18 protein-coding genes and 2 tRNA genes are annotated in these 23,657 nt (G+C 70.3%); 5 read left to right on the top strand and 15 right to left on the bottom strand.

The features are described 5' to 3' along the window. Window positions 1-446: 446 nt before the first annotated feature. The 4 genes from ppgK to EL340_RS12925 form a co-directional block, all read right to left on the bottom strand. Complete coding sequence (ppgK, locus tag EL340_RS12940; protein ID WP_126414965.1) at window positions 447-1,220, bottom strand: polyphosphate--glucose phosphotransferase; 774 nt, start codon at window positions 1,218-1,220, stop codon at window positions 447-449. 146 nt (window positions 1,221-1,366) lie between these two features. Next, window positions 1,367-3,388, bottom strand: coding sequence for an OPT family oligopeptide transporter (locus EL340_RS12935; protein ID WP_126414964.1), 2,022 nt, complete (start codon window positions 3,386-3,388; stop codon window positions 1,367-1,369). 266 nt (window positions 3,389-3,654) lie between these two features. Beyond that, window positions 3,655-4,599: an NAD(P)-dependent oxidoreductase gene (locus tag EL340_RS12930; RefSeq protein ID WP_269471635.1), complete on the bottom strand. Its 945-nt coding sequence runs from the start codon at window positions 4,597-4,599 to the stop codon at window positions 3,655-3,657. Window positions 4,600-4,673: 74 nt separating this feature from the next. After that, complete coding sequence (locus EL340_RS12925; RefSeq protein ID WP_232023089.1) at window positions 4,674-5,921, bottom strand: MFS transporter; 1,248 nt, start codon at window positions 5,919-5,921, stop codon at window positions 4,674-4,676. A gap of 115 nt (window positions 5,922-6,036) precedes the next feature. On the opposite strand from EL340_RS12925, the gene EL340_RS12920 reads away from it, so the two are divergent. Further along, window positions 6,037-6,363: an ArsR/SmtB family transcription factor gene (locus EL340_RS12920; protein WP_126414963.1), complete on the top strand. Its 327-nt coding sequence runs from the start codon at window positions 6,037-6,039 to the stop codon at window positions 6,361-6,363. Between the two features lie 107 nt (window positions 6,364-6,470). Further along, window positions 6,471-6,923 (top strand): hypothetical protein, encoded by a 453-nt coding sequence (locus tag EL340_RS12915; protein ID WP_232023088.1) that lies wholly within the window; start codon window positions 6,471-6,473, stop codon window positions 6,921-6,923. A gap of 322 nt (window positions 6,924-7,245) precedes the next feature. On the opposite strand, the gene EL340_RS12910 is transcribed toward EL340_RS12915, so the two are convergent. The 8 genes from EL340_RS12910 to EL340_RS12875 form a co-directional block, all read right to left on the bottom strand. Beyond that, a complete protein-coding gene (locus EL340_RS12910; RefSeq protein WP_197722312.1) occupies window positions 7,246-8,760 on the bottom strand; it encodes a glycosyltransferase family 2 protein in 1,515 nt (504 codons plus the stop codon). A 47-nt stretch (window positions 8,761-8,807) separates the two neighbouring features. Beyond that, window positions 8,808-10,130 (bottom strand): UDP-glucose dehydrogenase family protein, encoded by a 1,323-nt coding sequence (locus tag EL340_RS12905; protein ID WP_126414962.1) that lies wholly within the window; start codon window positions 10,128-10,130, stop codon window positions 8,808-8,810. A gap of 87 nt (window positions 10,131-10,217) precedes the next feature. After that, on the bottom strand, window positions 10,218-11,495 hold the full coding sequence (locus EL340_RS12900) for a polysaccharide deacetylase family protein (protein WP_126415507.1): 1,278 nt from the start codon (window positions 11,493-11,495) through the stop codon (window positions 10,218-10,220). A 216-nt stretch (window positions 11,496-11,711) separates the two neighbouring features. Further along, the gene (locus EL340_RS12895) at window positions 11,712-11,849 is read right to left on the bottom strand and encodes a zinc-binding dehydrogenase (protein ID WP_269471655.1); all 138 of its coding nucleotides are present in this window, start codon (window positions 11,847-11,849) and stop codon (window positions 11,712-11,714) included. 65 nt (window positions 11,850-11,914) lie between these two features. After that, window positions 11,915-11,987: transfer RNA gene (locus tag EL340_RS12890), tRNA-Ala, on the bottom strand. Between the two features lie 131 nt (window positions 11,988-12,118). Beyond that, window positions 12,119-13,798 (bottom strand): hypothetical protein, encoded by a 1,680-nt coding sequence (locus EL340_RS12885; RefSeq protein ID WP_126414960.1) that lies wholly within the window; start codon window positions 13,796-13,798, stop codon window positions 12,119-12,121. A 219-nt stretch (window positions 13,799-14,017) separates the two neighbouring features. After that, window positions 14,018-14,809, bottom strand: a complete 792-nt coding sequence (locus EL340_RS12880) for a GNAT family N-acetyltransferase (protein WP_232023087.1) — start codon at window positions 14,807-14,809, stop codon at window positions 14,018-14,020. Next, window positions 14,809-16,020: a molybdopterin molybdotransferase MoeA gene (locus EL340_RS12875; protein ID WP_126414959.1), complete on the bottom strand. Its 1,212-nt coding sequence runs from the start codon at window positions 16,018-16,020 to the stop codon at window positions 14,809-14,811. Before EL340_RS12875 ends, EL340_RS12880 begins: the two co-directional genes overlap by 1 nt. Before the next feature lie 95 nt (window positions 16,021-16,115). Between EL340_RS12875 and EL340_RS12870 the strand changes: the two genes are divergently transcribed. From EL340_RS12870 to mscL, 3 genes are all read left to right on the top strand, one after another. Beyond that, complete coding sequence (locus EL340_RS12870; RefSeq protein ID WP_126414958.1) at window positions 16,116-16,778, top strand: 5-formyltetrahydrofolate cyclo-ligase; 663 nt, start codon at window positions 16,116-16,118, stop codon at window positions 16,776-16,778. A gap of 311 nt (window positions 16,779-17,089) precedes the next feature. Beyond that, entirely contained in the window at window positions 17,090-17,878 is a 789-nt protein-coding gene (locus EL340_RS12865) for an SAF domain-containing protein (RefSeq protein ID WP_126414957.1), read from the top strand. Window positions 17,879-17,981: 103 nt separating this feature from the next. Next, complete coding sequence (gene mscL / locus EL340_RS12860; protein ID WP_126415505.1) at window positions 17,982-18,431, top strand: large conductance mechanosensitive channel protein MscL; 450 nt, start codon at window positions 17,982-17,984, stop codon at window positions 18,429-18,431. Window positions 18,432-18,656: 225 nt separating this feature from the next. Here the strand turns inward: mscL and EL340_RS15585 are convergent, their stop codons facing one another. The 3 genes from EL340_RS15585 to EL340_RS12845 all read right to left on the bottom strand — a co-directional run bounded on the left by EL340_RS15585 (window position 18,657) and on the right by EL340_RS12845 (window position 23,558). Beyond that, window positions 18,657-18,950, bottom strand: a complete 294-nt coding sequence (locus tag EL340_RS15585) for a hypothetical protein (protein ID WP_232023085.1) — start codon at window positions 18,948-18,950, stop codon at window positions 18,657-18,659. Window positions 18,951-18,981: 31 nt separating this feature from the next. Then, on the bottom strand, window positions 18,982-23,295 hold the full coding sequence (locus EL340_RS12850; RefSeq protein ID WP_126414956.1) for a PDDEXK-like endonuclease domain-containing protein: 4,314 nt from the start codon (window positions 23,293-23,295) through the stop codon (window positions 18,982-18,984). A gap of 190 nt (window positions 23,296-23,485) precedes the next feature. Beyond that, window positions 23,486-23,558 (bottom strand) — tRNA-Arg (locus EL340_RS12845). Between the last annotated feature and the right edge of the window lie 99 nt (window positions 23,559-23,657).

Below are 23,657 nucleotides of genomic sequence, written 5' to 3'. Positions count from 1 at the left end.
AACAAAACAAGCCCCAGAAACCACACACAACCACCCAAACCACCCACCACACAAGACAGGCAACCCAGACAACCACGCACAGCCCCCAGGACCCATGGCATAAAAAACATGACACACTATCGAGTTCTCAAACAACACACCCAGCAAGATTTCGGCGGAGAGATTATCTTCGCTTGCCTCTCGAAGGCGACCGGACTAGAATAAGCAGATAGGAGTTCTGGAATCAAATTCGGATCGCGTGACCCTGATCTCTGAACTTTTCCGCTCTCGCCGCCCCAGTCGGGCTCTCACCCGCTGACTCGACGATTCCTTCGTCCGGTACCACCGTCGGACCCTTGGGTCGCTCCGGCAGCGAGGAGTACTATAGCCAGACGCCAACCCGGCCTGTCAAACAGATTTCGCATGACCTGCACCACATTTACTGTGGTGTCCTAACAGGCCCCGACTCAGGCCACGGTGGCCCGGGAAGCCTGGTATGCGGCCCCGACGATGCCGGCGGTGTTGAGCAGCTGGGCCGGGACGATCGGGGTCTTGAGGTCGAGCAGCGGCAGGTACTTCTCGTGCTTGCGGGACACGCCCCCGCCCACGACGAACAGGTCCGGGGAGAAGAGCATCTCCACGTGGGAGTAGTAGCGCTGGAGGCGCTTGGCCCACTTCTTCCAGGACAGGTCCTGGGCGGTGCGCTGGCCGGCCGAGGCCCGGCTCTCGGCGTCGTACCCGTCGATCTCCAGGTGCCCGAGCTCGGTGTTGGGGACCAGGGTCCCGTCGACGACGACGGCCGAGCCGATCCCGGTGCCCAGCGTGGTGACGATGATGGTTCCGGGCACGTCCTTGGCGGCGCCGAAGGCGACCTCGGCCATGCCGGCGGCGTCGGCGTCGTTGAGACCGGTGACCGGCCGGCCCAGGTGCTCGCGCATGAGCTGGGTGAGGTTGACGCCCGTCCACGACTTGTCGAGGTTGGCGATGAAGGGGACGATCCCGTGGACGATCGGTGCGGGAAGGGCGACGCCGACCGGGACGTCGGCGGCGACCTGAAGCCGCTCGAGAAGCTCACGGCACACCTCGGTCACGGCCGCGGGGGTGGACTCCTCAGGCGTGTCGATGCGCACGCGCTCACCGATGAACGTTCCCGTGGTCAGGTCGACCAGAGCGCTCTTGACGCCCGAGCCGCCGATGTCGATCCCGCATGCCACTGATACTGCCTGTGCTGTCGAAGTCATGAGGTCCTCCTGGTACTACGCGTCCTCGCGGCTGCCGCCCAGCCTAGTGCAGGGACGGCGGCCGCGAGGACGGTCGGGAGGATCGACGGCGATGAGAAGCCGATCAGGCGGATCCGGATGGATCCGGACAGGAGCCGGACAGGGTCTCAGTCGCGGGTGCTCTCCTGTCGGGCACCTCGGTAGAGGTACCACAGGGTGCCGACGAACAGCACCACGCCAACCCAGGGGGCGACGCCGGCGAAGCCCTCGGGCATGATCGCCAGCGGGTCCTCCTTGCCGCCGAAGGCCACGACGATGCCGGCGTAGATGACGCCGGCCAGGCTCTCACCGACGATGAGGCCGGTGGCCATGAGCGTGCCCATGCGCTTGGCCCGCTCGGGGTTGGCGGTGCGCTGGGCCCAGCGGTCGTAGAAGTGGCCGAGGGCGGCACCGATGGGGATCATGACGGTGACGCCGGTGGGCAGGTACATGCCCATGCCGACGGCGAGCGGCGGCAGGGAGTACTTGCTGTTGCGGCGCAGGATCTCGTCGATGGCGATGACGACAGCGCCGATGAGGGCGCCCAGCCCCAGCAGGCTCCAGTTGAGGTCGCCGCCGAGGACGCCCTGGACGAGGTGCTTGATGAGGTTGGCCTGGGGCGCGGCCAGGGCGTTGGGGCCGGCGTCGGGGGCGCCGGCGAAGCCGAAGGCCCCCTGCATGAGGCTGAGCACCGGCGGGATGACGATGGCGCCGAAGACGACACCGATGACGAGGGCCACCTGCTGCTTCCAGGGGGTGGAGTCGACGAGCTGACCGGTCTTGAGGTCCTGGAGGTTGTCGTTGGAGATGGTGGCCACGCCGAAGACGACCGCGGTGACGAACAGGGTGTAGGCCACCAGGGTGCGCACGTCGTCGGGCGAGGAGGAGGTGGCGATGGTGCGCACGAGCGCCGCCGCGGAGACGGCCACGAGGATGCCTACCCCGGAGATCGGCGAGTTGGAGGAGCCGATGAGGCCGGCCATGTAGCCGCACACCGAGGCCACGACCAGGCCGGTCAGCAGGATGAACAGGATGGAGGCGATGATGAGCCCCGCCGTGTGGTGGGCCATGGAGGTTCCGTGCAGGAACAGCCACAGGAGCACGCCGATGGGCAGCATGGAGCCCACGGTGACGCCGATGACGGTCTTCATCGACAGGTCGCGCTCGGTCAGGGGGATCTCCTGGCCGGCGTCGCGCTTGGCGCTGGAGGCCAGGGACTCGCGGATGCCGGAGGCGATGGGGCCGAGGATCTTCAGGAAGGTCCAGATGGCGGCGATGGCGATGGCGCCGGCGCCCACGATGCGCACCTCGCTGGCGAAGGTGGTGCTCACGAAGTCCGCCAGGTCGGTGGCGGAGGCGGCGCCGCCCCAGGTGCGCACCGGCAGCAGCACGCCGTAGGAGATGAGCAGGCCGACGATCATGGCGATGCCGACGCCGATGCCGACCAGGTGGCCCACGCCGGCCAGGGCCAGGGACAGGGAGGTGCCCATCATGGTGGCGCCGGAGCCGACCCGGAAGACCCCGGAGATCTCGACGCTGATGGCCCTGAGGGCGTTGAGGAAGTAGAGGGCCGCCGAGGCGACGGAGCCGCGCACGATGATGCCCAGTCCGCGTCTGGACTCCTCGGCCCCCTCGCTGGTGTCGCCCACGCGAAGCACCTCGGCGCCGGCCACGCCCTCGGGATAGGGCAGGTCGGAGTTGGTCACGAGCGCGCGCCGCAGCGGGATCGAGTAGGTGACGCCGAGGATGCCGCCCAGGATGATGACCAGGACCGTCTGCAGGTAGGGGAAGCCGGTCCACCACCCCACGATGATGAGTCCGGGCAGGACGAAGATGATGGCGGACAGTGTCCCGGCCGCCGAGGCGATCGTCTGGACGATGTTGTTCTCCTGGATCGTGTGATCAGAGAAGCGGCGCAGGATCGCCATGGAGATGACCGCGGCCGGGATGGAGGTGGCGAAGGTGAGCCCCACCTTGAGGCCGAGGTAGACGTTCGCGGCGGTGAAGACCAGCGTGATGACACCGCCAATGATGATGCCGCGGATCGTCAGCTCCTTGACCGGGCTGGAACCGGTGCTGGACGGTTCGGCCGGGGCGGAGCCGGTTGTGGAGGTTGTGGAGGTTGTGGAGGTTGTGGAGGTTGTGGACATGGTGAGATCTCTCGATGTCGGGATGATTCCGGGGGGAGAGTAGCACCACTATCGAAATCGACCGGAAGAGGTCCGTTCCGTGCAGGTCAGATCAGGCCCAGCCCTCACTCACGTGGCGCTCGCACTACCGGATCTTTGTTCCCGGACCCACCAGCGCTCAAGAACAACAAGAACGTCATGGAAGACACGGCTCCGTGTCTTCCATGACGTTTCTGTTGACGTTGATGGGGGCTGTACGCCGGCCCCGGGGCGGGCCGGAAGCGGGACTACGCCGACTCACCGTCCTTGAGCCCGGCCAGGTAGGAGGCGGCCATGTCCTCGTGGGCGTGGCCGGCGGCGGCGACGCGGTCGAGCCGGGCGGAGAAGGCCTCCATGCCGTCGAGGCACAGGCCCGCACCGCGGGCGAGGTCAAGAATGAGGTGGGCGTCCTTGCCGGAGGTGTCGACGGCGAAGTTGGCCGGGCTCAGGGCGTTGCGCTCGACGAGGTCGGCCTTGATGCGCAGGAAGGGCAGGTCCAGCCCACCGCCGTCGAGCACCTCGAAGAACTGGGCCGGGGGCACGCCGATCGCCTGGGCCAGGGTGACGATCTCGCCGGCGGCGTTGGACACGGCGATGACCCAGGAGTTGACGACCAGCTTGAGTCGGGTGGAGGTGGCGGCGGCGCCGTCGTCGCCGGTCCACACGGTGCGCGACCCGACAGCGTCCAGGACCGGGGTGACGAGGTCGCGTCCCGAGGTGGGGCCGGCAGTCATGATGACGAGGGTGCCGGACTCTGCGGGCTGGCGGGTGCCGGAGACGGGTGAGTCGTAGAAGAGGACTCCGGCGGACTCGGCGATGGCGGCCAGGGCGGTGATGTCGTCGGGACCGACCGTGGTCATCTGCAGCCAGGCGGCGCCGGGCCGCATGGCGGGGGCGGTCTCACGCATGATCTCGGCCACGGCGGCGCCGTCGAAGAGCATGGTGATGACGACGTCGGCGCCCTCGACCGCCGCGGCGGCGGTGGGGGCGACCTCGATGCCGTCGTCAGCCAGAGGCTGGGCACGTGAGATCGTGCGGTTCCAGGCGCGCACGGCGTGGCCGGCGCCCGCGATGTTGCGGGCCATCGCCGAGCCCATGATTCCTGTGCCGAGTACGGCTACCGTCAGCTGGGACATGCTTCTCCCCTGATCGTCTCTGATCGTCTTGTCTTTCTCGCCGGTAGGTCGACCCACAGCCCGCTCGGGAGTGCCTCGGCACGCGGGGGCGGGCTCGCTGCCGTCCTTGCCGACGACGATAGGCGCTCACGTCATTCGGGCGCCAGGGCGCCGGCGATCCTGTAAACGGCGATGGCCAGGAGGAACGCGGCGGCGGAGACGACACTGGGACCCCAGAAGCCGGGGACTCGGGAGAGAAGCCCGCCGCCGATCGCTCCGGCGATGGTCGCGCCCAGGTACATCGCGGTGTTGGACAGCGAGGAGACGGTTCCACGCGCCTGGCCGGCGTGCGCCTGAAGCTGGCCCATGAGGACGGGCAGGAGGAAGCCGGCCACGACCAGGGCGGCGGCGAAGGCGACAACGGCGCCCCACATGGTGGGCACGATGACGGGCATCGCGGCCGCCAGGAGGTAGAAGGCGCCCTGGGCGAGGACGCCCGTCCACAGCGAGCGTCGCTCACCGATCCTCGCGACGAGCCGTGGGCCGAGCAGCGATCCCAGTGCCGTTCCCAGTCCGATCATCATCATGGCCTTTCCGATACTGGTCTGCGAGGCGCCGAAGTCCTTGGCCAGCCAGGAGCCGATGAAGGAGAACGAGACGTAGTTGCCCGTCTGGAAGACGAGATAGGCCAGCAGCGACCAGGACAGTACCCGCGAGCCGAAGACCCTCCGGTAGGAGCCGACGACGTCGGGCGGGTCCCCCGCCGGCCTCACGTGGGGGAAGGCGACGCAGAGGAGTCCCCACAGGACGACGCTGACCGCCGCGACGACGAAGAACGGCAGCTGCCATCCCCTGACCGACAGGTAGGAGCCGATCGGCACGCCGGCGACCTGCGCAACCGCCAGCCCCGCGGTCGCGTAGCCCATCACCCTGATGATCGAGGGGCGGGGCACGGTCATCGGGATGGAGGCCCAGATCTGGGAGCTGACGAAGGCCGCGCTCACTCCGGCCAGGAACCGGGCGGCGACCATGCTCCAGAAGCTCCAGGCCAGGCCGCACGCGCAGGTGAGGAGCGCGAAGGCCGCCAGGCCCGAGAGGATGACCCGACGTCGGTCGTGGCGGTCCGAGACGGGACCGGCCACGAGGGCGAACAGCGCGTACCCCAGGGCGTAGGCGGAGACCAGCCAGCCCGCTCGGGACAGCGGAACGTCGAGCTCGCGCTGAAGCAGGGGCAGCAGCGGCGCGACGAGGAAGGTGTCGGTCCCGATGACGAACATGGTGAAGAAGGACAACCAGCCCATGGTGGAGACGCGGGTGCCCGCTGAGGGCGGCGCACCGCCGCCCTCGGGCGCACGAGGTGCGTCGCCGGGCGTCTCAGCTGTCTCTCTTGTCCCTGACATCTCCAACCCCCTTAGTTCGATGTTTGACGTACTAAGAATCGTAGGAGATGCTGGCCCTGTCAACCCCGGCCACAGGTGCCGGGGCAGAGATCGATGAGGCGGACGGAGGTGCCCCGTGAAGGACAGGGAGCTCTTCCACCCCGAGGCGGGCGAGATCTCCCTGGACGTCGTCCTGGGCGCGCTGTCGGACCCCATCCGTCGTGATGTCCTGCAGAGGATCGCGGCCGACGGCCCCCTGTACTGCGGGGACCTGAGCTACGACGTCGTCAAGTCCACGATGTCGCACCACTTCCGGGTGCTGCGCGAGTCCGGGCTCATGCACACCGAGAGAGAGGGCAAGCACCGGCGCATCACCCGGCGCGACGCGGTTATTGAGCAGCGCTTCCCGGGACTGCTGGCCGCCGTCGGCCTGCCGGCGGGCAAGGGCCAGTGGCCGGACTGAGCCAACCGGGCGAGTAGCCTGGCGGTGTCAGGAATAGTGTCAGGAGGCACACGACGCCAGCGTTGGAGCACTGCCCCGCCCGGCTGACGCGGGCGAAGTGCGCCTTCGTGCAGGCACTGACGGCCGCAGAGATCAGCTCCCAGGTCATCAACCCTCCGGCCTACTTCTCCGACATGATGGAGGTACTGGCCATGGCCAGGCGGGGCCTGGTGACTCTGTTCCGCCCGCAGGTGCGGATCAACCCGATCCACGGGGCGGACCTGGCGGCCTACGTCCTCGACCGGATGGAGGAGGGACAGCCCGGCGCGTGGGACGTCGGCGGACCGGACGTCCTCACCTGGCGCGAGCTGACGCAGCTGGCCTTCGACGCCGTCGGCAAGCGGCCGCGCATCCTCACCGTCCCGACGTGGGTACTGCCGCCGGCACTGAGGCTGACGGCGCTGTTCAGTCCCCGCCTGGCGGACACGGCCCGGTTCACGACCTGGAACATGCTGCGCGACTGCGTGGCCCCGACAACGAGCGCCCATCACCTCGCGGACTTCTACGCGAGATTCGTGTGAGACGAAGACTTATTCATTGGAGTATCCGCTGCATGGTTGCCGTATTCCTCGGCATTCCTCGGTCTGCGGTGAGTGCGTCAGCCCTCCGGCACTGGCTCATGCCCTGAATACCGTTCTCGACGGAACTGGCCTGCGAGCCAGGGGTGTCACAGCAGTTCCCCCTTCCTCTGCAGGGACACCGCTAGAGTGATCGTGCACCTCAGGTGCACAAGAGTCGATGAGCCAAGGAGATGTCAGTTGAGCAGCACGCGATCGGCTGTCATCGGACAAGCAGGTCCCTCACGAGGGTCGGAGGAGTCAGAGGAGAGGTCGGCACCTAGCTTCACCGGGAGGTGACCTCGACCTGCTGGCGGGTGTTCCACCCCATCTTCCAGCTGGTGACCATGCCCCACAGCCGCAAGGGGCGCAGGATCACCGCCGACCAGAGCGTCGCCACCGGGGACAGGATGAGGCTCGCGCGCCTCTGGAAGCCGGTGGTGTCCGACCGCCACACGTTGAGGTACCTGGAGTTCTGCGCCAGCCCGATCATGAGGGGCACCAGCGCCACCGCGAGCGGGACCCCGTTGCCGGTGGTCAGTGGGCGCCAGAGCACCAGGTAGACGAACACGGAGCTCACCGCCCAGATCTGCATCCAGCCGGTGGCCTGCCTCCACCACCCCCACGAGAGGACCGGCAGGAAGCGGACGCGCCAGAGCCCACGGATGAAGGAGCCTCGGAACCAGCGCTCCTGCTGGCGGTAGTGGTGGCTCCACCGGTCGGGCATCCACGCGAAGGCGAAGGCCGAGGGCTGCTGGACGGTCCTGCCGTGAAGCAGGGCGAAGAGCGTCAGCATGGAGTCGTCGGAGAACTCCACGTGCCGCCCCAGGTAGCTCTCACGCATGTAGACGTCGATGTTCTCGGCCAGGATGCTGCACCGGTAGGCGGCCAGACCGCCGGAGTTGACCATCACCGACCCGAGCTGCGACATGAAGGCGCGGTCGATGAGCTGCTGCCCCACGAAGATCACGTCGGTCACCCGCGCCAGCAGGTTCTCCCGGTTGTTGATCGCCAGGATGACGCCGGCCACCGACATGACCCGGGGATCGCTGAAGGGCTGGACGATCTCGCGCAGGGCCTCGGCGTCGAGCATGGAGTCGGAGTCGACGGTCACGAACAGGTCGGCGTCGCGGATCTTCCTGAAGCCATGGACCTGAGCATGGCGCTTGCCCTCGTTGGGAGTGCGTTGCCAGGTGGCGTAGATGCCGCTGACCGCGGCCTGCTCGATGAACCAGTCCCGCTGCTCCAGATAGGAGCCCTGGGTGGAGCCGTCGTCGACGACGTGGATCTCGGCCGGTGGGGAGGTCTGGTTCAGCAGGGCGGAGAGCATCCGCACCACGACGTCGGGATCCTCGTTGTAGAGCGGGATGAGCACGGCGACCCGATACGCCTCTCCGCTGCCGATCAGGCGCCCCTCGAAGCAGGCCAGCACCAGCTGGACCGCGACGAGGAGGAAGAGAACATCGAAGGTCCGCACCGCCCACGGGTCCAGGACATGGTGCCGACTGAGCAGCACGCGCCAGGACAACCAGCCGGCCAGGCCGATGGTCACCATGATGGCGGGCGAGGGACGGCTGATCCCCATGAGCGCCCGAGGCAGCCCGGTGACGTCGGCGCTGCGCTGCGCCTCAGCCGGCGTCGTCACCGGTGTGCGTACGGCCACCACCTGCCTGCTGCCCGCGCTGCGGACCCGCACCGCCCTGAGCCTCAGCCCGCGCTTGAACAGCAGCTTGACCGCTAGGCAGGCCAGGAGGATGAGAAGGCAGCCGAGCATGACGAAGAATCCGAATGACCAGGACATGCGCCAGTCCTTCCGCGTTGAGTTGAAGAGCCTGACGGCCGCAGTGACTACCGGGAGCCGACAGCCGCGTAGGCGAAACCCGCGCTCCGCCAGGCCTTGGGATCCAGGGCGTTACGCCCGTCGACGACGTTGCGCCGGTCGACCAGAGCAGCCGCCCAGGCGGGGTCACAGCTGGTGTACTGGTCCCACTCGGTGGCCAGGAGGACCAGGTCAGCCGAGGTCAGCGCCTCCTCGAGATCGGCTGCGACGTCGTAGGGCAGATCGTCGTCATGGGCCAGGATCGGCGCGGCAGCGGGGTCGGTCACGACCACTCGGGCGCCCTCGTCGGCCAGCTCGGCGGCGATGGCCAGCCCGGGCGAGCACCGCATGTCATCACTGTCGGGCTTGAAGGTCGTCCCCAGCACCGCCACGCGCGCCCGGTTCACCGACCCGCCGAGCATGCTCCTGGCCTTGTCCAGGGTCTGGTGACGGGCGTCCTCGTTGATCTGGTCCACCTCGGCGAGGAAGTTCAGCGCCTCGCCGACGCCGAGCTCGTCGGCCCGGGCCCGGAAGGCACGGATGTCCTTGGGCAGGCAGCCGCCGCCGAAGCCGATCCCCGCCCGCAGAAAACGACCGCCGATCCGGGCGTCCATCCCGATGCTCCGGGCCAGCGCGGTGACGTCCCCGCCGGCGGCGTCGCACACGCTCGCCATGGCGTTGATGAAGGAGATCTTCGTGGCCAGGAAGGCGTTGGCGCTGATCTTGACCAGCTCGGCGGTGGCGTAGTCCATGACGAGGCGGGGCGTTCCCGACTCGATGATGGGCGCGTAGAGCTCGTCCAGGACGGCCGTGGCGCGCTCGGCGTCGGCGGGGTCCTCCGGCAGGCCGTAGACCATGCGGTCAGGACCCAGGGTGTCCTCGACGGCGAACCCCTCGCGCAGGAACTCGGGGTTCCAGACCAGGACGGCTCCTGATGCGGCGATGGTCGGGGCCAGTCGCGCGGCCGTGCCCACCGGAACGGTCGACTTGCCCACGACGACCTCGTCGCCGTCGAGGCACACCCCCAGGTACGGCTTCATCGCCTCAACGGCGGCGTCAACGTAGGTCAGGTCCGCGGCCCCATCGGGGCCCTCCGGCGTGCCAACGGCGATGAAGTGGGCCTGCGCCCCGGATATCGCCGAGAAGTCGGTCGTGAACATCAGTCCGCCGGACTCGATCCGTCGTCGCAGGATCTCGGTGAATCCCGGTTCATGGAAGGGGGCCCGCCCTTCGCCGAGGGCGTCGACCTTGTCCTGGTCGACGTCGACGCCGACGACGCGGTGCCCCAGCTCGGCCATGGCGCAGGCGTGGACGGCTCCGAGGTAGCCGCAACCGATGACAGTGATGTTCATGCAGTCAATCCATCCGTATCGGGCGATTCGGGAAGGTCGGAAGGGAGGACCGGGGATGGGCGCTCGGGGCGGCGCGCGACGTCGGCCTCAGCCCGGGGCGGGGGCGGGCGCCTGGCTGCGCATGACCTCCGGAACCGTCTTGACGGGCAGGCCGGAGTCCGCCACCTGCTTCATGAACCGCTTGAAGCTGGCTGCTTTCACCGACTCGGGAGCGTCGTCAGGTTCCTTGTCAACGCGATGGAAGACCATGTGGGTCCAGCAGCGGTGCTCCCGGCACTTGGCCAGGGTCCGTTCCACCTGTTCCTCGGTGGTGTAGGCGCCGCAGTAGAAGACGCGCAGCCGGAACGGGTCCCCCGGCGCGAGGGTCTCCGGGGCGACGTCGATGGTGCGCAGCGAGTCGAAGTAGCTCTGGGAGGTGCGCAGCACGAGGTCGTTGTACCGCCCCATGGGCAGGGCGAAGTGGGCAGCACCCTCGGGGTATCCGTGTTCAAGGAGGAAGGACCTGATCGTCTCGAACTCCTTGCGCATCCCCGCCTCGTCGAGCGTGGTGAGGTCGGTGGAGGCGTGGGCGGCAATGTCCCAGCCGTGAACCTCTCGCATCTCAGCGAGCTGGTCGGCGCTCATACGGCCCGGCAGCCCGACCTTGTCGGCGATGACGTAGGAGGTTGCCGCCGGGATACCGTACCCCTGCATGATGCCCCGGGCCGTGTCGTAGTCGCTGTCGTAGCCGTCGTCGAAGGAGATGGAGACGATACCGCTGTCGGCCGAGGGCAGGGTCGCCAGGTAGCCGAGCCACAGCCGGCTCGAGGAGGAGTCGGATTCGGGGACGACCTTCAGCCTCACCCTCGTCACCCGCTCCAACGGTGGGCTGCCGACGACGGAGCGCGCCGCAGCGCGGTTGACGGTGACCCGGCACCAGGTCCCGGTGCGCAGCGTGCGCATGTCGGGAGCGACATCGAGGCGCAGGCAGTCCTCTCCGTCGCCGCCGAGCTCGAGCAGGATGCTTCCGATCTGCCGGTAGTCCTCAGCGCGAAGCCACAGGTCCCACTGGCAGTCGGTCATGTTGACACCCACCAGGGCGAGGTCGGCGCTGGTGGGCCGGTCGGGATCGCCGGTGGTGGTGATCTCCAGCGACTGGCTCCCGTGGGAGTAGGTGGAGGTGTCGGGCCGTATGGAGCCGTCGTCGGAGGAGAGGACCCAGGCGCGCGGGTCCTGCATGTCGGAGAGCACCGTCTGCGGCTGCCACATGGGAGGGGCGGCGGCCGGAGCCGGGGAGGCGTGGGCTATCGGCTGGATACTCCTGGGCAGGAAGGTAGCCGACGCGGTCCAGGCGAGACCGCCCATCAGGAAACTACGGCGGCCCATCCGATCACGCTGCAGCACGGTGCCTCTCCAGTTAACAGTCCACTTGGTTGGTTTCTGTTCCAGGATACGCACCACATGGCCGACACCGACCGCCTTAGGGGCAAGATCCCCATCCTGGCCGGTTGCCACAACATGCCGACAGCCATGGGAGTCCGCGCAAATCCGCGCACTTCCATCGACCAACATCGATTTCAGGTGACTGAAATCACTGTGCCGTCACGGGAGCAGGACGACCTTGCCGGCGCCGTGGCCGGACTCGACAGTACGGTGGGCGCCAGCGGCGTCGGCGAGCGCGAAGCTCTCAGAGACGGGAAGCATCGTCTCCCCTCTCGCAGCCAGGTCGACGACGGCGATGATGTCTCGCAGACGGGAAAGGGGCTGCCCCGCCGATCCTCTCGGCGGGGCAGCCCCTCATGCGGTGGAGCTAGGGGGATTCGAACCCCCGACCTTCTCATTGCGAACGAGACGCGCTACCAACTGCGCCATAGCCCCAAGTGCGGGCTGATCCTAGCACCGCCGCGGGGCGTGCTGGCAAGTTCGATGGCGGTGAGCCCGCCCACCGGCACCAGAACCTGCCCCGCAACAGCCTGGCCTGAGGGAGTCTCCCGCTCCCCGCGGCAGGACTACTCGCCGGCCGCCCGCCGCCCCTCAAGGATGGCGTCGAGGTCGATGGGGTGGAAGAGCTCTTCCTCGTCCTCCACCGGAGCGGGGACGTAGGCGCGAGCCGTCTGCGGGCGCGCGGGCACCGGCGCCGAGACACCCGGGTCGACCACCGGGTCGGCGTAGGAGCGCCGGGGCGCCCTGGCCGCCAGCGTGTAGGTCGGGGCGGGGACATGGACCGGCCGCCAGCCCTGGGGCGGGGTCGACGTCGTCGCCTCCTCCTTGGTGACCTCCTCCGCCTCCGCGGGCGCACTGGCAGCGGGAGCCTGGTAGCGGGCGGACGGGCGAGCCGGCTCGGAGGCGGTCGAGGAGACCGGAGCGGCGGGCTGCCGGGCGCTCGTGGGAGCCTCGGGGGCCGACGCCGCAGCCTCCTGGGCCTGCGCCTCCTGCTCGATGGCGCTGGCCTCGGCGAAGAGCCTGCCCCAGCCGGTCAGGCGGCGGGAGGTCGCCGTCGACAAGGAGGCGACGAAGTCCTTGGTCCGCGGCGAGCTCTGCTCGTCGCCATCACGCGAGACCGCCTCGCGCATGTCGCGGGAGACCTTGCCGGCGTGGCGCGAGGGCACGTGCACCGAGGCGCGCCGGGTCGCCTCGCGCTCGGCGGCCACGGCCGCGGCGGTCTCCGCATCAAGGTCGGCATCGAGCCGAGCCAGGCGGTCCGCCTCGGGATCAGCGGCGAGGGAGGGCTGAGCGGCGGCTGCGCCGGCCGCCTCGGCGGACTCAGCGGCCGGTGCGGCGGCAGGCGCCGTTGAGGCAGTCGCCTCGGCGGCGTCAGCAGACGTCGCGCCTGCGGCCTCCTGGGCCGATACCGCCGACGTCGCCGAATGCGTCGCTGAGCGGCTCGCCGTCCGCTGGGCGCCTTCCCGGGCGAGGCGTTCCATGAAGGGATCCTGCGCCGCACTCGCCTCACCGGCGGGCGCGGCGGGTGAGGCGGCACTGACGCCGGAGGCGCTGCCGGCACTGCTGGAAGCACTGGAGGCGCTGCGTCCACCGTCGACGACGGAACGGGGCGCGGCCACGACGGAGGCGGGGGAGCGTCGGCCGGTCAGGGTCACCAGGGTGTGCTCGAGCTCGGCAATGCGACGGCGCTCGCGGCGGTCCGCTGCCGCGGAGGCCAGGGCGGCGCGACGTCCCGCCACCATGGAGACCCCCAGCAGCGCGGTGGGCAGCAGGGCCGGCCACCACGGCAGTGCCGTCACGAGGCCCAGCACCCAGGCCCCCAGCGAGACTCCGAGCAGGACACTGGCGACGATCCCGCGGTGCGAGGCGGCGACCCGACGGCGCTCACGCCCCTGCGCGTGAACCTGACGAGCATGGTCGAGCTCGCGCTCGGTGCGCAGGGCACGCACATTCCTCACGGCGGGCCTGTTCATCACCCTCACCTCCGGTCGACGTCGAAAGAGCTCCGCATGCCCACTGCTCGCACAGGTGTCGTCGCGCTCGACGGCGGCAGCCCCCGTGGCCAGGACGCGCAGCTCGGCCGAGTAGCGGTCCTGGACGTTGGAGCGCCACGTCATCTCGCGGCGCCCCACCAAATACGGAAGGAGGTACACGGAGAGAATCGTGATGAGGGCAATGACGGCCCAGATCTCGATTCCCACACCGTAACCGTAGGCGTGCAGGGCCTTCTCCCCGCGCAGGAACACTCCGGTTTTCCTGCGAAATACCTGGGATTCAAGACGTCACACTGTCAGCATTACATCTCTGTTATCACACGAGTCACATACGTTTCTTCCGCACCTGTCTCCCCGCCTCGGTCCCCTGGCCGCCCTCCCCACGCCTGGCCCACCGCGACGCCCCCGATCACCTCACGAGCGCCCCATCCGGACGCCGCCCCCGCCTCCGGCACGAGCCGTGAGAAATCGTCATCCTCGGGTGAGCCGACGCTGGAAGCCGACGCCGTCGGGTCCGCGGGTCTCCTCGGCGAGGGCGGCGAAGGAGACGTGGTCGGCCCAGGCGCCGTTGATGTGCATGTAGCCGCGGCGCAGCCCCTCCTCGCGCAGCCCGAGCCCACGGCACAGCGCCAGGCTCCGCTCATTGTCGGGGCGCACGTTGATCTCCACACGGTGCAGCCCGACCGGCCCGAGGAGGTGGTCGAGAACCATGGCCACCGACAGACGCATGAGGCCCCGCCCCTGCCACGCAGCTCCGATCCAGTAGCCCACCTGGGCGCTGCGCGTGGCGCCCCAGGTGATCGGGTCGACGGCGACCTGGCCGGCGAAGGCGCCGTCGACCTCGACGACGAAGGGCATCGCCTCCCCCAACCTGGCCCGGCGCGTCTGGCGGCGCACGAAGTCGGGAAAGGCGCTCAGGGTCTCCCCGCCGCCTACCGGCAGGGTGGCCTCCCAGGGGGAGAGCCGGTCATTCTCCGCCAGCCGCAGCGCTCTCCAGGCCCCCTCGTCATCGGCCCGCAGCTCGCGCACGACGACGGACGGGCGACCGGGACCTGCCGGCGAGCCGGGGTCCCGGCCCTGCCTGACCGGTTCGGGCTCAAGGCGCACCGGCCAGGCGAAGCGCTCGGACGAGCCCGCCCCGAGGAGCAGACCGGCCACCGCCCGTCGCAGTCCCCCGCCGCGGACGCCCCGCGCCCCGGCTCCTGAGGGCCTCCGCTCGGCGTCATCGCGGGGTTCCTGGTGCGGGGCCGGGACGCCTGGCATCAGGCGTCCAGCAGGAGGCAGTGGAGGGTGTCGCCGGCCACCACGGTGCTCGTGTCCTCGGGGACGACGGCGATGGCGTTGGCCTCGGACAGGCCGTGCAGCCGGACGGTGCCGGGTGGCGTCGTCGGCTCGGCCCGGTAGCCGCGGGTCGGTGAGCCGCTGACGTGCACGGGGACGAACTCGCGCTTGCCCACCGGTGAGTGCCAGCCCTCGGAGATGGTGGCGGGCAGGCTGGAGCGGTGCAGGGAGGTGCGCCCGGCAATCTGGCGCAGGACCGGGCGCACGAAGGTCTCGAAGGCGATCTGGGCGCTGACCGGGTCGCCGGGCAGGCAGAAGATCGGGGTGCCCTCGACCGTTCCCACGCCGAGCTGGCGGCCCGGCGACATGGCGACGGCGTCGAACCGCACCGAGCCCAGGGGGGCCAGGACCTCCTTGACCGTGTCGCCCTGGCCGACGCTCAGGCCCCCGGTGGTGATGAGGACGTCGGCGCGCACGAGCTGGTCCTCGATGGCATCGGCCAGAGCGCGCAGCTCGTCGGGGACGGCGGCCACGCGGAAGGCCTGCCCGCCGGCGTCGGTGACCGCGCAGGCCAGGGCGTGGCCGTTGGCGTCGAAGACGTCGCCGGCCTCGCGGGAGTGGCCGGGCTCGACCAGCTCGTCGCCGATGGAGACCACGACGACGCGCGGGGCGGGATGGACGCGCACCCGGTGCAGCCCGAGGCCGGCCAGGAGCGCGACCTGGCGGGCGCTGACGCGCGAGCCCCGCTTGAGGACCGTGGTTCCGGAGCTCACGTCCTCGGCGCGCCGGCGCACATTGGCTCCGGCTGCGACGGCGCGGTAGACGCTGACGCGGGACTCGCCGCGGTCGGTGTCAGTCCAGGGGATGACGGCGTCGGCTCCCAGCGGCAGGGGGGCGCCGGAGTCGATGAGGACAGCGGCCCCGGGCACGAGGTGGCAGGGGCGCATGTCCCCGGCACGTACCGCGTCGACGACGTCGAGCACGAGCGGGCTGTTCTGAGCGGCTTCGGCGACGTCCTTGGCGATGACGGCGTAGCCGTCCTGGCCGGCCAGGTCCACGGCGGGCAGGTCGATTCCGGCGGCGACGTCCTGGGCCAGGACGCATCCGACGGCGTCGGGAAGGACCACGTCGAGGGGCGCGGCCGCCTGGGCGATCTCCAGGCAGGCGGCCAGGTGTTCGGCCACTGTTCTCATGGCACTCAGGTTACCGTCAGGTTGGCGACACGCGTTGTGCCCCGCCGGGACGAACGGTTCAGACAGGGTGCGTCATCACCTGGGAAGATGACCCTATGACGACCGGCGCGCTGGACCTTCCCGATACGAGCCGACTCGAGGTCGACGACGCCAAGGACGAGCTGCGCAAGGTGCTGCGGGCGCATCGGCGCGCCCATCACCACCACCCCTCCTTCGGGCACGCACCGGCCTGTGAGGCGCTGACCGAGCACGCCCTGGAGGCGGTGGCCGGCGCGGCGAGCGTGGCGACCTTCGTGTCGATGGGCGCCGAGCCCTGCACCCGCCTCCTGCTGGAGAGGCTTCATGAGGCCGGGGTCGAGGTGCTGCTCCCGGTGCTCGGACCGCACCTGGCGCGCTGCTGGGGCCGGTTCCAGGGAGCCGCGGACCTCGCGGAACGGGCACCGAGGCGCCCACCGGAGCCCAGCGGCCCGGCCCTGCCGGCGGATGCGGTCGGAGAGGTCGAGGTCCTTCTCATTCCGGCGCTCGCCGTGGACCACGACGGTCGGAGACTGGGACAGGGAGGCGGATGGTACGACCGGATGCTGCCGCTGCGGGCCCCGAGCACCCACACCTTCGCGATCATCCACCCCGAGGAGCTGGTGGCCGGGCCGCTGCCCGTGGAGGAGCACGACGAGCCGGTGGACGCCGTCATCACCGCCCAGGAGTGGTTCCTGCTGGCCGCCGGCTCACCGGCGCACACCAGGTCGCCGGAGTCCTGAGGCTCCCGGCGGCCGAGAAGGGACGCACAAGAAGGAGCACGCAGGGCCTGGGCCGGGGGCCACAGGAGCGCTGGTGCAGTCTCCGTCCACAGGGCTGACGGTGCCGGGATGCCGGGCCGCGGCGCTGCCTCGAACCTGGTGGCATGAGACTTCATCGCCGCCTCTCCCGCCGTCACGAGTCCCGTCAGGGATCCCACCGCCCGTCCCCGCGATCGACCCGTTCAGCCGGCCGCGCCGCTCAGACCTCCTCCCACGGCGCCCGGCCGACCGCGCCACGCCCCTCCGTCCTGCTATGGCGGCACCGTCACCTGGTGGTGGCACTCTGCCTGGGAACAGCGGTCCTCGTGGCCCTCAGCGTGCTGCGCCCCGGCCCCGAGCGGGGACAGGAGGTGCTCGTCGCCGCCCGCCAGGTCAGCGCGGGGGCAGTCATCACCGAGCAGGACGTCTCGACCAGCAGGCTTCCGACGTCGGCCCTTCCCAGCTCCGGCCTGGCATCCAAGGATCAGGTCGTGGGAACCCGGGCGGCTATCGCACTGGAGCCGGGAACCGTCCTGACCACCCCGATGACCAGCGGAAACATCGCTCAACAGCTGGGGTCGGACGAGCGACTGGTCCAGGTGCCCGTCGATGTCGGAGCCGAGCTCGCCCGCCCCGGAGCCCGGGTCGATGTCATCGGTCAGGCGTCGCAGGACTGGTCACCGCAAGCGGCATCGCCTCAGGGGCAGGACGGCGCGACGGCAGACGAAGCCGATGGGCAGGGCAAGGACTCCTCGGCACCCGCCAATACGGAAAACAGCTCGACAAATGCACCCTCTTCCGCTCCCGGAACACCTTCTTCATCACCCGATCAGGAATCACCAGGATCTCAGAAGTCTTCTCAAAGTCTTTCTCAAGGAATGTCTGTTGGGACATTTGGAGCCCACAGCACAGTGCTCTGTTCCGGGGCGCGAGTCGTCATGACTCAACAAGCCGGAGAGGAGAGTCGCTGGACAGGAAACAAGAAAGTAACACTTATCACACTGGCTATTCCAGCCGGTAGCGCTATTCTGGTAGTTGGCGCGGCTACGAATAGCACGCTCGGCATTGCGCTGAGCCCGTAATGCCGCTGCGGCGTCTTACACAGATGATAAGGCGCTATCACTTTCAGTCCCCGATGGCGCACCCATGGCAGACGTCTGCCCGCGCCGCTACGAAAGGATCGCCATGATCAAGGGATTCAAGGAGTTCATCGCGCAGGGCAACGCCCTCGAGCTCGCCGTCGCCGTCATCATCGGTGCTGCCTTCAAGCCGATCGTCGATGCCATCACGAAGGTCATCATGACCATCATCGGTCAGCTGATCGGCCAGCCGAACTTCGACTCGCTGGGAGCATTCTCCCTGTACCAGAACGGCAGCTACACCTTCCACCTGGCCACGGCTCAGGAGGTTGCTGCCAACCCTGACGCCTACGTGATGCCTGGAACGATCATCACCACGGTCATCAACTTCTTCCTCATCGCCGTCGCCGTCTACTTCGCCATCGTTCTGCCGATGAACACGGTCAAGGAGCGCATGGCCAAGCAGAAGGCCGAGGAGGAGGCCAAGGAGGTCACCGACGTCGAGCTCCTCACCGAGATCCGCGACCTGCTCTCCGCCAACGCCGCCAAGCAGTGAGTCCCTCAGCGATCCGATAACCGCATCGCCTCAAGGCCCCGCCGATCCGCATGATCGGCGGGGCCTTCCGCATGCCTTCGAGCGCTGCTCCACGTATTCCATTTCTGCGCCGTGCTGCTGCTGCGCCGTACTGCCCGGCAATTTCGAGGCGCACCTTGACCGCCTCACGTCAGTGGCGCGGTCTCACGTCAGTGGCGCGGTCCCGCATTCGCGGGTCAGGCGGTATCAGCCCCAGTGCGGGGGGACGTCGAGCCTGAGGCGGGCGTCGTTGGAGCCGGCACCGCCCGTCTCGGCTGCGTCGAGTCCTCCCGCGGCGCCGCTGAGGGCGTCGTGCTCGTAGTCGGCCCGGGCCAGGTCCTCAGGATCCTCGCCCCGGGCCACGCGCTCCCGGTCCCGGGCGGACAGGGCCACGACCCGGCGACGACGCCGCGCCTTCCCGTGCGCGACCGCCCCCTCGTCAGCCGGCTCGGGGGCCGTCCTCGCGCTCGGGGCCCGGCCGCGATCTGAGCCGCCTGTCATCACTGTTCGCCCAGCGTCCGTCTCAGGCGGTTCAGCGGGTGCGCCGCACGGCGTTGGCCAGGACGGCATCGATACCCGAGCCGCGGCGGCGCAGAGCCAGGGCCGATCTCAGCTCCTCGACCTCCCGGGCCTCGGAGCGGCCCACGCCGTCGGAGCGGATCCAGGCCATGAGGTCGTCGAGCTGGTCGTCGGAGTAGGCCTGCAGCGGCAGTCCCTGGGCGATGCGGGGGCGCTCGGTGCGCTCAGGTGCCTCACCGGGCTCGGGCTCGGGCGCCTCCGGGACGGCGCGCGCCGAGTCGTCAACGCGGTCCGGCACGGCCTCCATGGGCGGGGCCGCATCCCCCTGGCGCTCCACGAGGACGGCCAGGACGAGATCCTCGACGGCCTTGGCCTCGGCCTCCGGGTCCACGAAGACCCCGGCGGAGAAGGCCATGTGGACCCGCCAGCCGCGCCGCTCAAGGCGCTCGACGCGGTGGCGGTCACGCCGGCGCAGGCTGGGCTCGGAGATGTAGTCGACGTCGTCGGTCAGGACCGCCACCAGCAGCTCGTCGGGGTAGTCGGGGTGGCCGATGGCCAGCGGGATGCGTACGCCGCCGTCGGTCCCGTAGCGGGGGACGACGGACAGGCCCTTGCGCCACAGGTGCTCGGCCAGGTCCACCAGGAGCCGGTCGGGCACCTTGCCGGCGGAGTTGCCGGTCTGGGAGGCGTCCTCGGCGCGGGCCAGGACCTCGCGCAGCAGGCGCGCCCCGGGCGCGCGCAGACGGTCGCGGTCGATGTCGGCGGCGGCCAGGCAGGAGACCACCTGGGTGCTGCCCCGCGAGGCGCACAGGGCCTCCACGAGCCCCACCATGCCGCTGTGGTCCGAGACGGGACCGAAGTTGTGGATGGTGCGCCCGTGCGGGGTCTTGGCGTAGCCCACCGAGATGATGATGTGGTCGCGTCGCAGGGCGCGCGCCTCGGCCAGCTCGACGACGGTGAAGGGCTCGGCGGCGCCGGGGGCGAAGAACTCCTCCAGGGCCGGGGCCCCGGCGGCCGCCCGGGTGATGGCCGAGCGCAGGGCGTCGGCGTGCAGGCGGTTGAGGGCGATGACGCCCAGGGACTCCTCGGGCCGGGTCAGGGCCCGGTCGATGACCATGTCGACGACGCGGGAGACCTCGGCCTCCACGGTCTCGACCGCGGTCTGCCCGGGGGCCGGCATGCCCCGCCCGTCCACGAGCTCCAGGGACAGGTAGGCCTCCCCCGGCGGTGAGGGCACCGCCTCGACGACGCCCTCGTAGCCGTTGGCCGCCAGGAAGGAGGCGATACCGGCGTCCAGGCTGTTGCGGGCCGTCGGCAGGGTGCGGGCCGGCAGGAGCGGGCCGAGCTCGGCGGCCAGGCCCGTCGTCGCCCGCCGGGAGTCACCGACGACGAGCACCTGCTCGGCGCGCACGAAGGCGGGCAGCACCTGCGGGACCGGCATGGGCGTGGAGGCGTCCAGGACGGCCAGGTCCACCACCGCCGTCGGCGAGAAGATCTGGGGCACCAGCGTGGGCGGGACGATCCAGATCGGCCGGGCCAGCAGCGCCATGGGGTGGGCGTCGATGATCTCGCGCAGCGGGACGCCGTCCTCACGTGCCAGCGCGATGTACAGGGCGCGGGCGTCGGCCTTGTCCTGCTCGACGGCGGCACGCACCCTGCGGGCGCAGGCCTGGGCCACGGGGCCGGACAGGGAACGCGTGTGGGCGGCGTCGAGCTCGCGCAGTGAGACGGCCATCTGGGACAGGGCACGCGCGTCGAGACCACCGAGGTCGGGGTCGGCCGCGAGGGTCTGGGCCAGCAGGGAGGACCACCAGCAGTAGGTGAGCTCGGGCTCGAGCTGCTCGTCCTCGACGCTCCGGGCGGCCATGTCGGCCACGAAGTCGCTCAGGCCCAGAGCCTCCAGATCGGTGCGGATGCGGTTGACCTCCGGGAGCATCTGGGCGGTGAGGTCGTCGGCGGCCAGCGAGCCGGCGAGCTCCAGGAGTTCCTCCAGGGGCATCTCCATGAGCACCGGGGAGTCCGGGGCCCTCCCCAGGAGCGGCTGGACCTCGGCGACGGCGCCGCGAGCCCGGCCGGCGGTGCGGCGCATCTCGTCCAGGCCCTGGGGCAGGCGGGGCCAGCCTCCGTCGGGGTCGTGGCGGCGCCACACCTCGCGGCGGCGCTGGACCTTGACCAGCTCTGCATGCAGGTCGTCGACGACGCGGCCCGGCCGCACGAGGTCATTGGCCTGGCGGGTGAAGCGGCGGCGGCGCGAGCCGTCCATGTGGATGCCCCGGTCGTCGCGCCAGCGCTTGGAGGCGGTGGCGATGACCATGTCGGCGGCGGAGCGCTCGAAGACCTCGGGCAGGAAGACGTCCAGGGACTCGCGCACGCCGTCGAACATGTCGAGCTGCTCGATCCACTGGCCGAGGTTGCGGGCACGGCTCAGTCCGGTGGTGCGGGCCACCGTGGCCGTGTGCTCCTCGATGGCGGGCAGCAGGTCGTTGGCCAGGGCGCGCAGGTGGACGAGCGCGTCGGTGGCCTCGTCCATGTCGGCCACCGGGATCCCGTTCCAGGCGCTGGAGGAGACCTCGGGGGTGAACAGGCCCAGGGCGTGCCCGCGGTGCAGGAGGGCGAGGGCCCCGTCCCTGCCGTCCTCATCGAGTCGCCCCAGGTGCTCGGCGTCGATACGGGCCCGGGTGGTCGCCCGGTCGCGGCGGCTGGTGAGCTCGGCGAGCTTCTGGAGGGCCTCGTAGGCGGAGACCGACCAGGGCTCGCGGGGCCGGTGCAGGGCTCGCACGTAGCGGTCCAGGCGGGAGCGGACGGTGGTGAGACGGTCGCGCTGGGAGATGATCTCGGCGACGTCGAGCTGGGGCGGCTGGACGCCCAGGCTCTCGCGGATGCCCTCGGAGGCGTGCTGGCGCCAGGCGGCGTCCTCGGTGAGGTCCAGGACCATGGATCCCAGGCCCTCCTCACGCAGGGCGGCCGCGACGGCGTGTCCGTCGGCGCTGGTGGCGGGCACGTGCAGCACGGTGCGTCCGGAGGCGGCGGCGTCGGCGAAGACGGCGGCCAGAGTGCCGGCGACGTCAGAGCCGGGGGGCGCGTCGATGAGGAAGCTCGCCCCGGTGCCCACCGCCTCGATGACGTCGAGCTGGGCGGGCTCCAGGTCGCCCACGCCGCGCTCGGCACCGGGGACCCGGTCGGTGGGCACCGGCGGAGGCAGCTCGATGCTGAGGGCCTCGCGGGCCCCCTCGTCCCCGGCGATGGCCGCGACCAGGGCGGAGGTGCGCGAGCGCTCCAGGACGGCGTCGAAGTCCTCGACCAGCGCCTGCCCGGGGTGAACGAAGGCGCCGACGACGAGTCGCTCGTGGATCTCGAAGCCGGGCAGGTACTGGCGTCCCAGAGCACCGATGCGGGCCAGGGCCGAACGGGGCGTGAAGCCCGCCGAGGACAGGGCAGCACGGGCGATGTCGCCGATGTCGGTCGTGCACTGGTAGCGGCGCAGGGCGCGGGTGAGGACCGGGTTCACCTCGATCGTGGGGTCGAGGGTGAGGGTGGCGTCCGCGGTGGCGCTGGTCAGGCGGACGGGGCGCAGCAGCACGGGGGCGTTGACGGTGCGCACGCGCGGGCCCGAGGGGACCTCGGGGACGGTCAGACCGGCGGCGGCCAGGGCGTTGCGGGCGGCGTGCTCGGCGGCGATGCGCTCGACGTGCGGGATCTGGGCGGTCAGGTCGGCCTCCGGCGAGGCGCCGTCGACCAGGTGGACGCTGTCATCGTCCTCCCCGTCCTCGGGGACGGTCTCGTTCCAGGTGGCGACCCCGATGGCCAGGTAGACCGGTGCGACGCCGAACTGGCGGGCGAGGACGTCGGTGCGGGCGGAGACCTCCCGCAGGGACTGGCGGGCCTCCCCCAGGGCGTTGCGCTCGCGCACGATGCTGGACAGGTGGGTGGGGCGACCGGCGTAGAGCTGGGCCAGGCCCGAGGGGTGCGCGGCGGTGAGGTCGACGACGCCGTCGAGCAGGGTGATGTCGTCCAGGCTCGCCACGCCTCCCAGGTCCACGAGCTGGCTGCGCCACGTGGACAGGGCCGCGTCGATGCGCTCGCGCCGCTCGACATCCGCCTCGCTCAGGGGCGGGGCGGGCGCGGGGCGCACGGGGGCGGGAGGCGTCGGTTCGGGAGCTGGCTCGGGCTTGCTCGGCTCCGCGGCCAGGGCTCCCAGGTCCGCAGCGAAACGCCGTCGACTCGCCGTTTGATCCGACCCGCTCAGGGCTGCGGCACCCTTGCGCTCATCCTCCCGGAGGGCAGCATCACGCCGCTTACGGCCGAAGGAGAAGAACGAAGGCGTCATACGGTCAAGATATAGGCCGATGGGCCCTTGGGCGTGGAGACGCACCGAGGCGTGGCTCGCCCATAGCGGCAGGAGCCACCGGCACCGGCTATCCCTGCGCGCGCCGTCGACCAAGGTCTACCGATACCGGCTGAAGCCGACCGGAGCCGCCCGACGTCAGCGGACGCGGACAGGAACCGGCCGGTGTCAGTGCCCTCGATTGGATTCGAACCAACGACACCCGCTTTAGGAGAGCGGTGCTCTATCCCCTGAGCTACGAGGGCCTGGGCGGAAGACTACCAGTGGTTCGGCCCGTCCATGACCAGTCGGGCCCCGGGGTGGCGCCGTACTGCTGTATCCGCGGGCCTGCTGTGCCGACCGGT

This window comes from Actinomyces viscosus (assembly GCF_900637975.1).
GTDB lineage: Bacteria > Actinomycetota > Actinomycetes > Actinomycetales > Actinomycetaceae > Actinomyces > Actinomyces viscosus.
Note: the sequence above shows the minus strand (reverse complement) of the source record. Positions and strands in the feature narration are given on the sequence as shown.

Excerpts from the sequence above, each read along its gene's own strand:
- ppgK (WP_126414965.1), bottom strand. The coding sequence starts at position 1,220 with ATGACTTCGACAGCACAGGCAGTATCAGTGGCATGCGGGATCGACATC.
- EL340_RS12875 (WP_126414959.1), bottom strand. The coding sequence starts at position 16,020 with ATGAGAACAGTGGCCGAACACCTGGCCGCCTGCCTGGAGATCGCCCAG.
- EL340_RS12905 (WP_126414962.1), bottom strand. The coding sequence starts at position 10,130 with ATGAACATCACTGTCATCGGTTGCGGCTACCTCGGAGCCGTCCACGCC.
- EL340_RS12850 (WP_126414956.1), bottom strand. The coding sequence starts at position 23,295 with ATGACGCCTTCGTTCTTCTCCTTCGGCCGTAAGCGGCGTGATGCTGCC.
- EL340_RS12925 (WP_232023089.1), bottom strand. The coding sequence starts at position 5,921 with ATGTCAGGGACAAGAGAGACAGCTGAGACGCCCGGCGACGCACCTCGT.
- EL340_RS12880 (WP_232023087.1), bottom strand. The coding sequence starts at position 14,809 with ATGCCAGGCGTCCCGGCCCCGCACCAGGAACCCCGCGATGACGCCGAG.
- EL340_RS15585 (WP_232023085.1), bottom strand. The coding sequence starts at position 18,950 with ATGACAGGCGGCTCAGATCGCGGCCGGGCCCCGAGCGCGAGGACGGCC.
- EL340_RS12900 (WP_126415507.1), bottom strand. The coding sequence starts at position 11,495 with ATGGGCCGCCGTAGTTTCCTGATGGGCGGTCTCGCCTGGACCGCGTCG.
- mscL (WP_126415505.1), top strand. The coding sequence starts at position 17,982 with ATGATCAAGGGATTCAAGGAGTTCATCGCGCAGGGCAACGCCCTCGAG.
- EL340_RS12910 (WP_197722312.1), bottom strand. The coding sequence starts at position 8,760 with ATGTCCTGGTCATTCGGATTCTTCGTCATGCTCGGCTGCCTTCTCATC.
- EL340_RS12870 (WP_126414958.1), top strand. The coding sequence starts at position 16,116 with ATGACGACCGGCGCGCTGGACCTTCCCGATACGAGCCGACTCGAGGTC.
- EL340_RS12935 (WP_126414964.1), bottom strand. The coding sequence starts at position 3,388 with ATGTCCACAACCTCCACAACCTCCACAACCTCCACAACCTCCACAACC.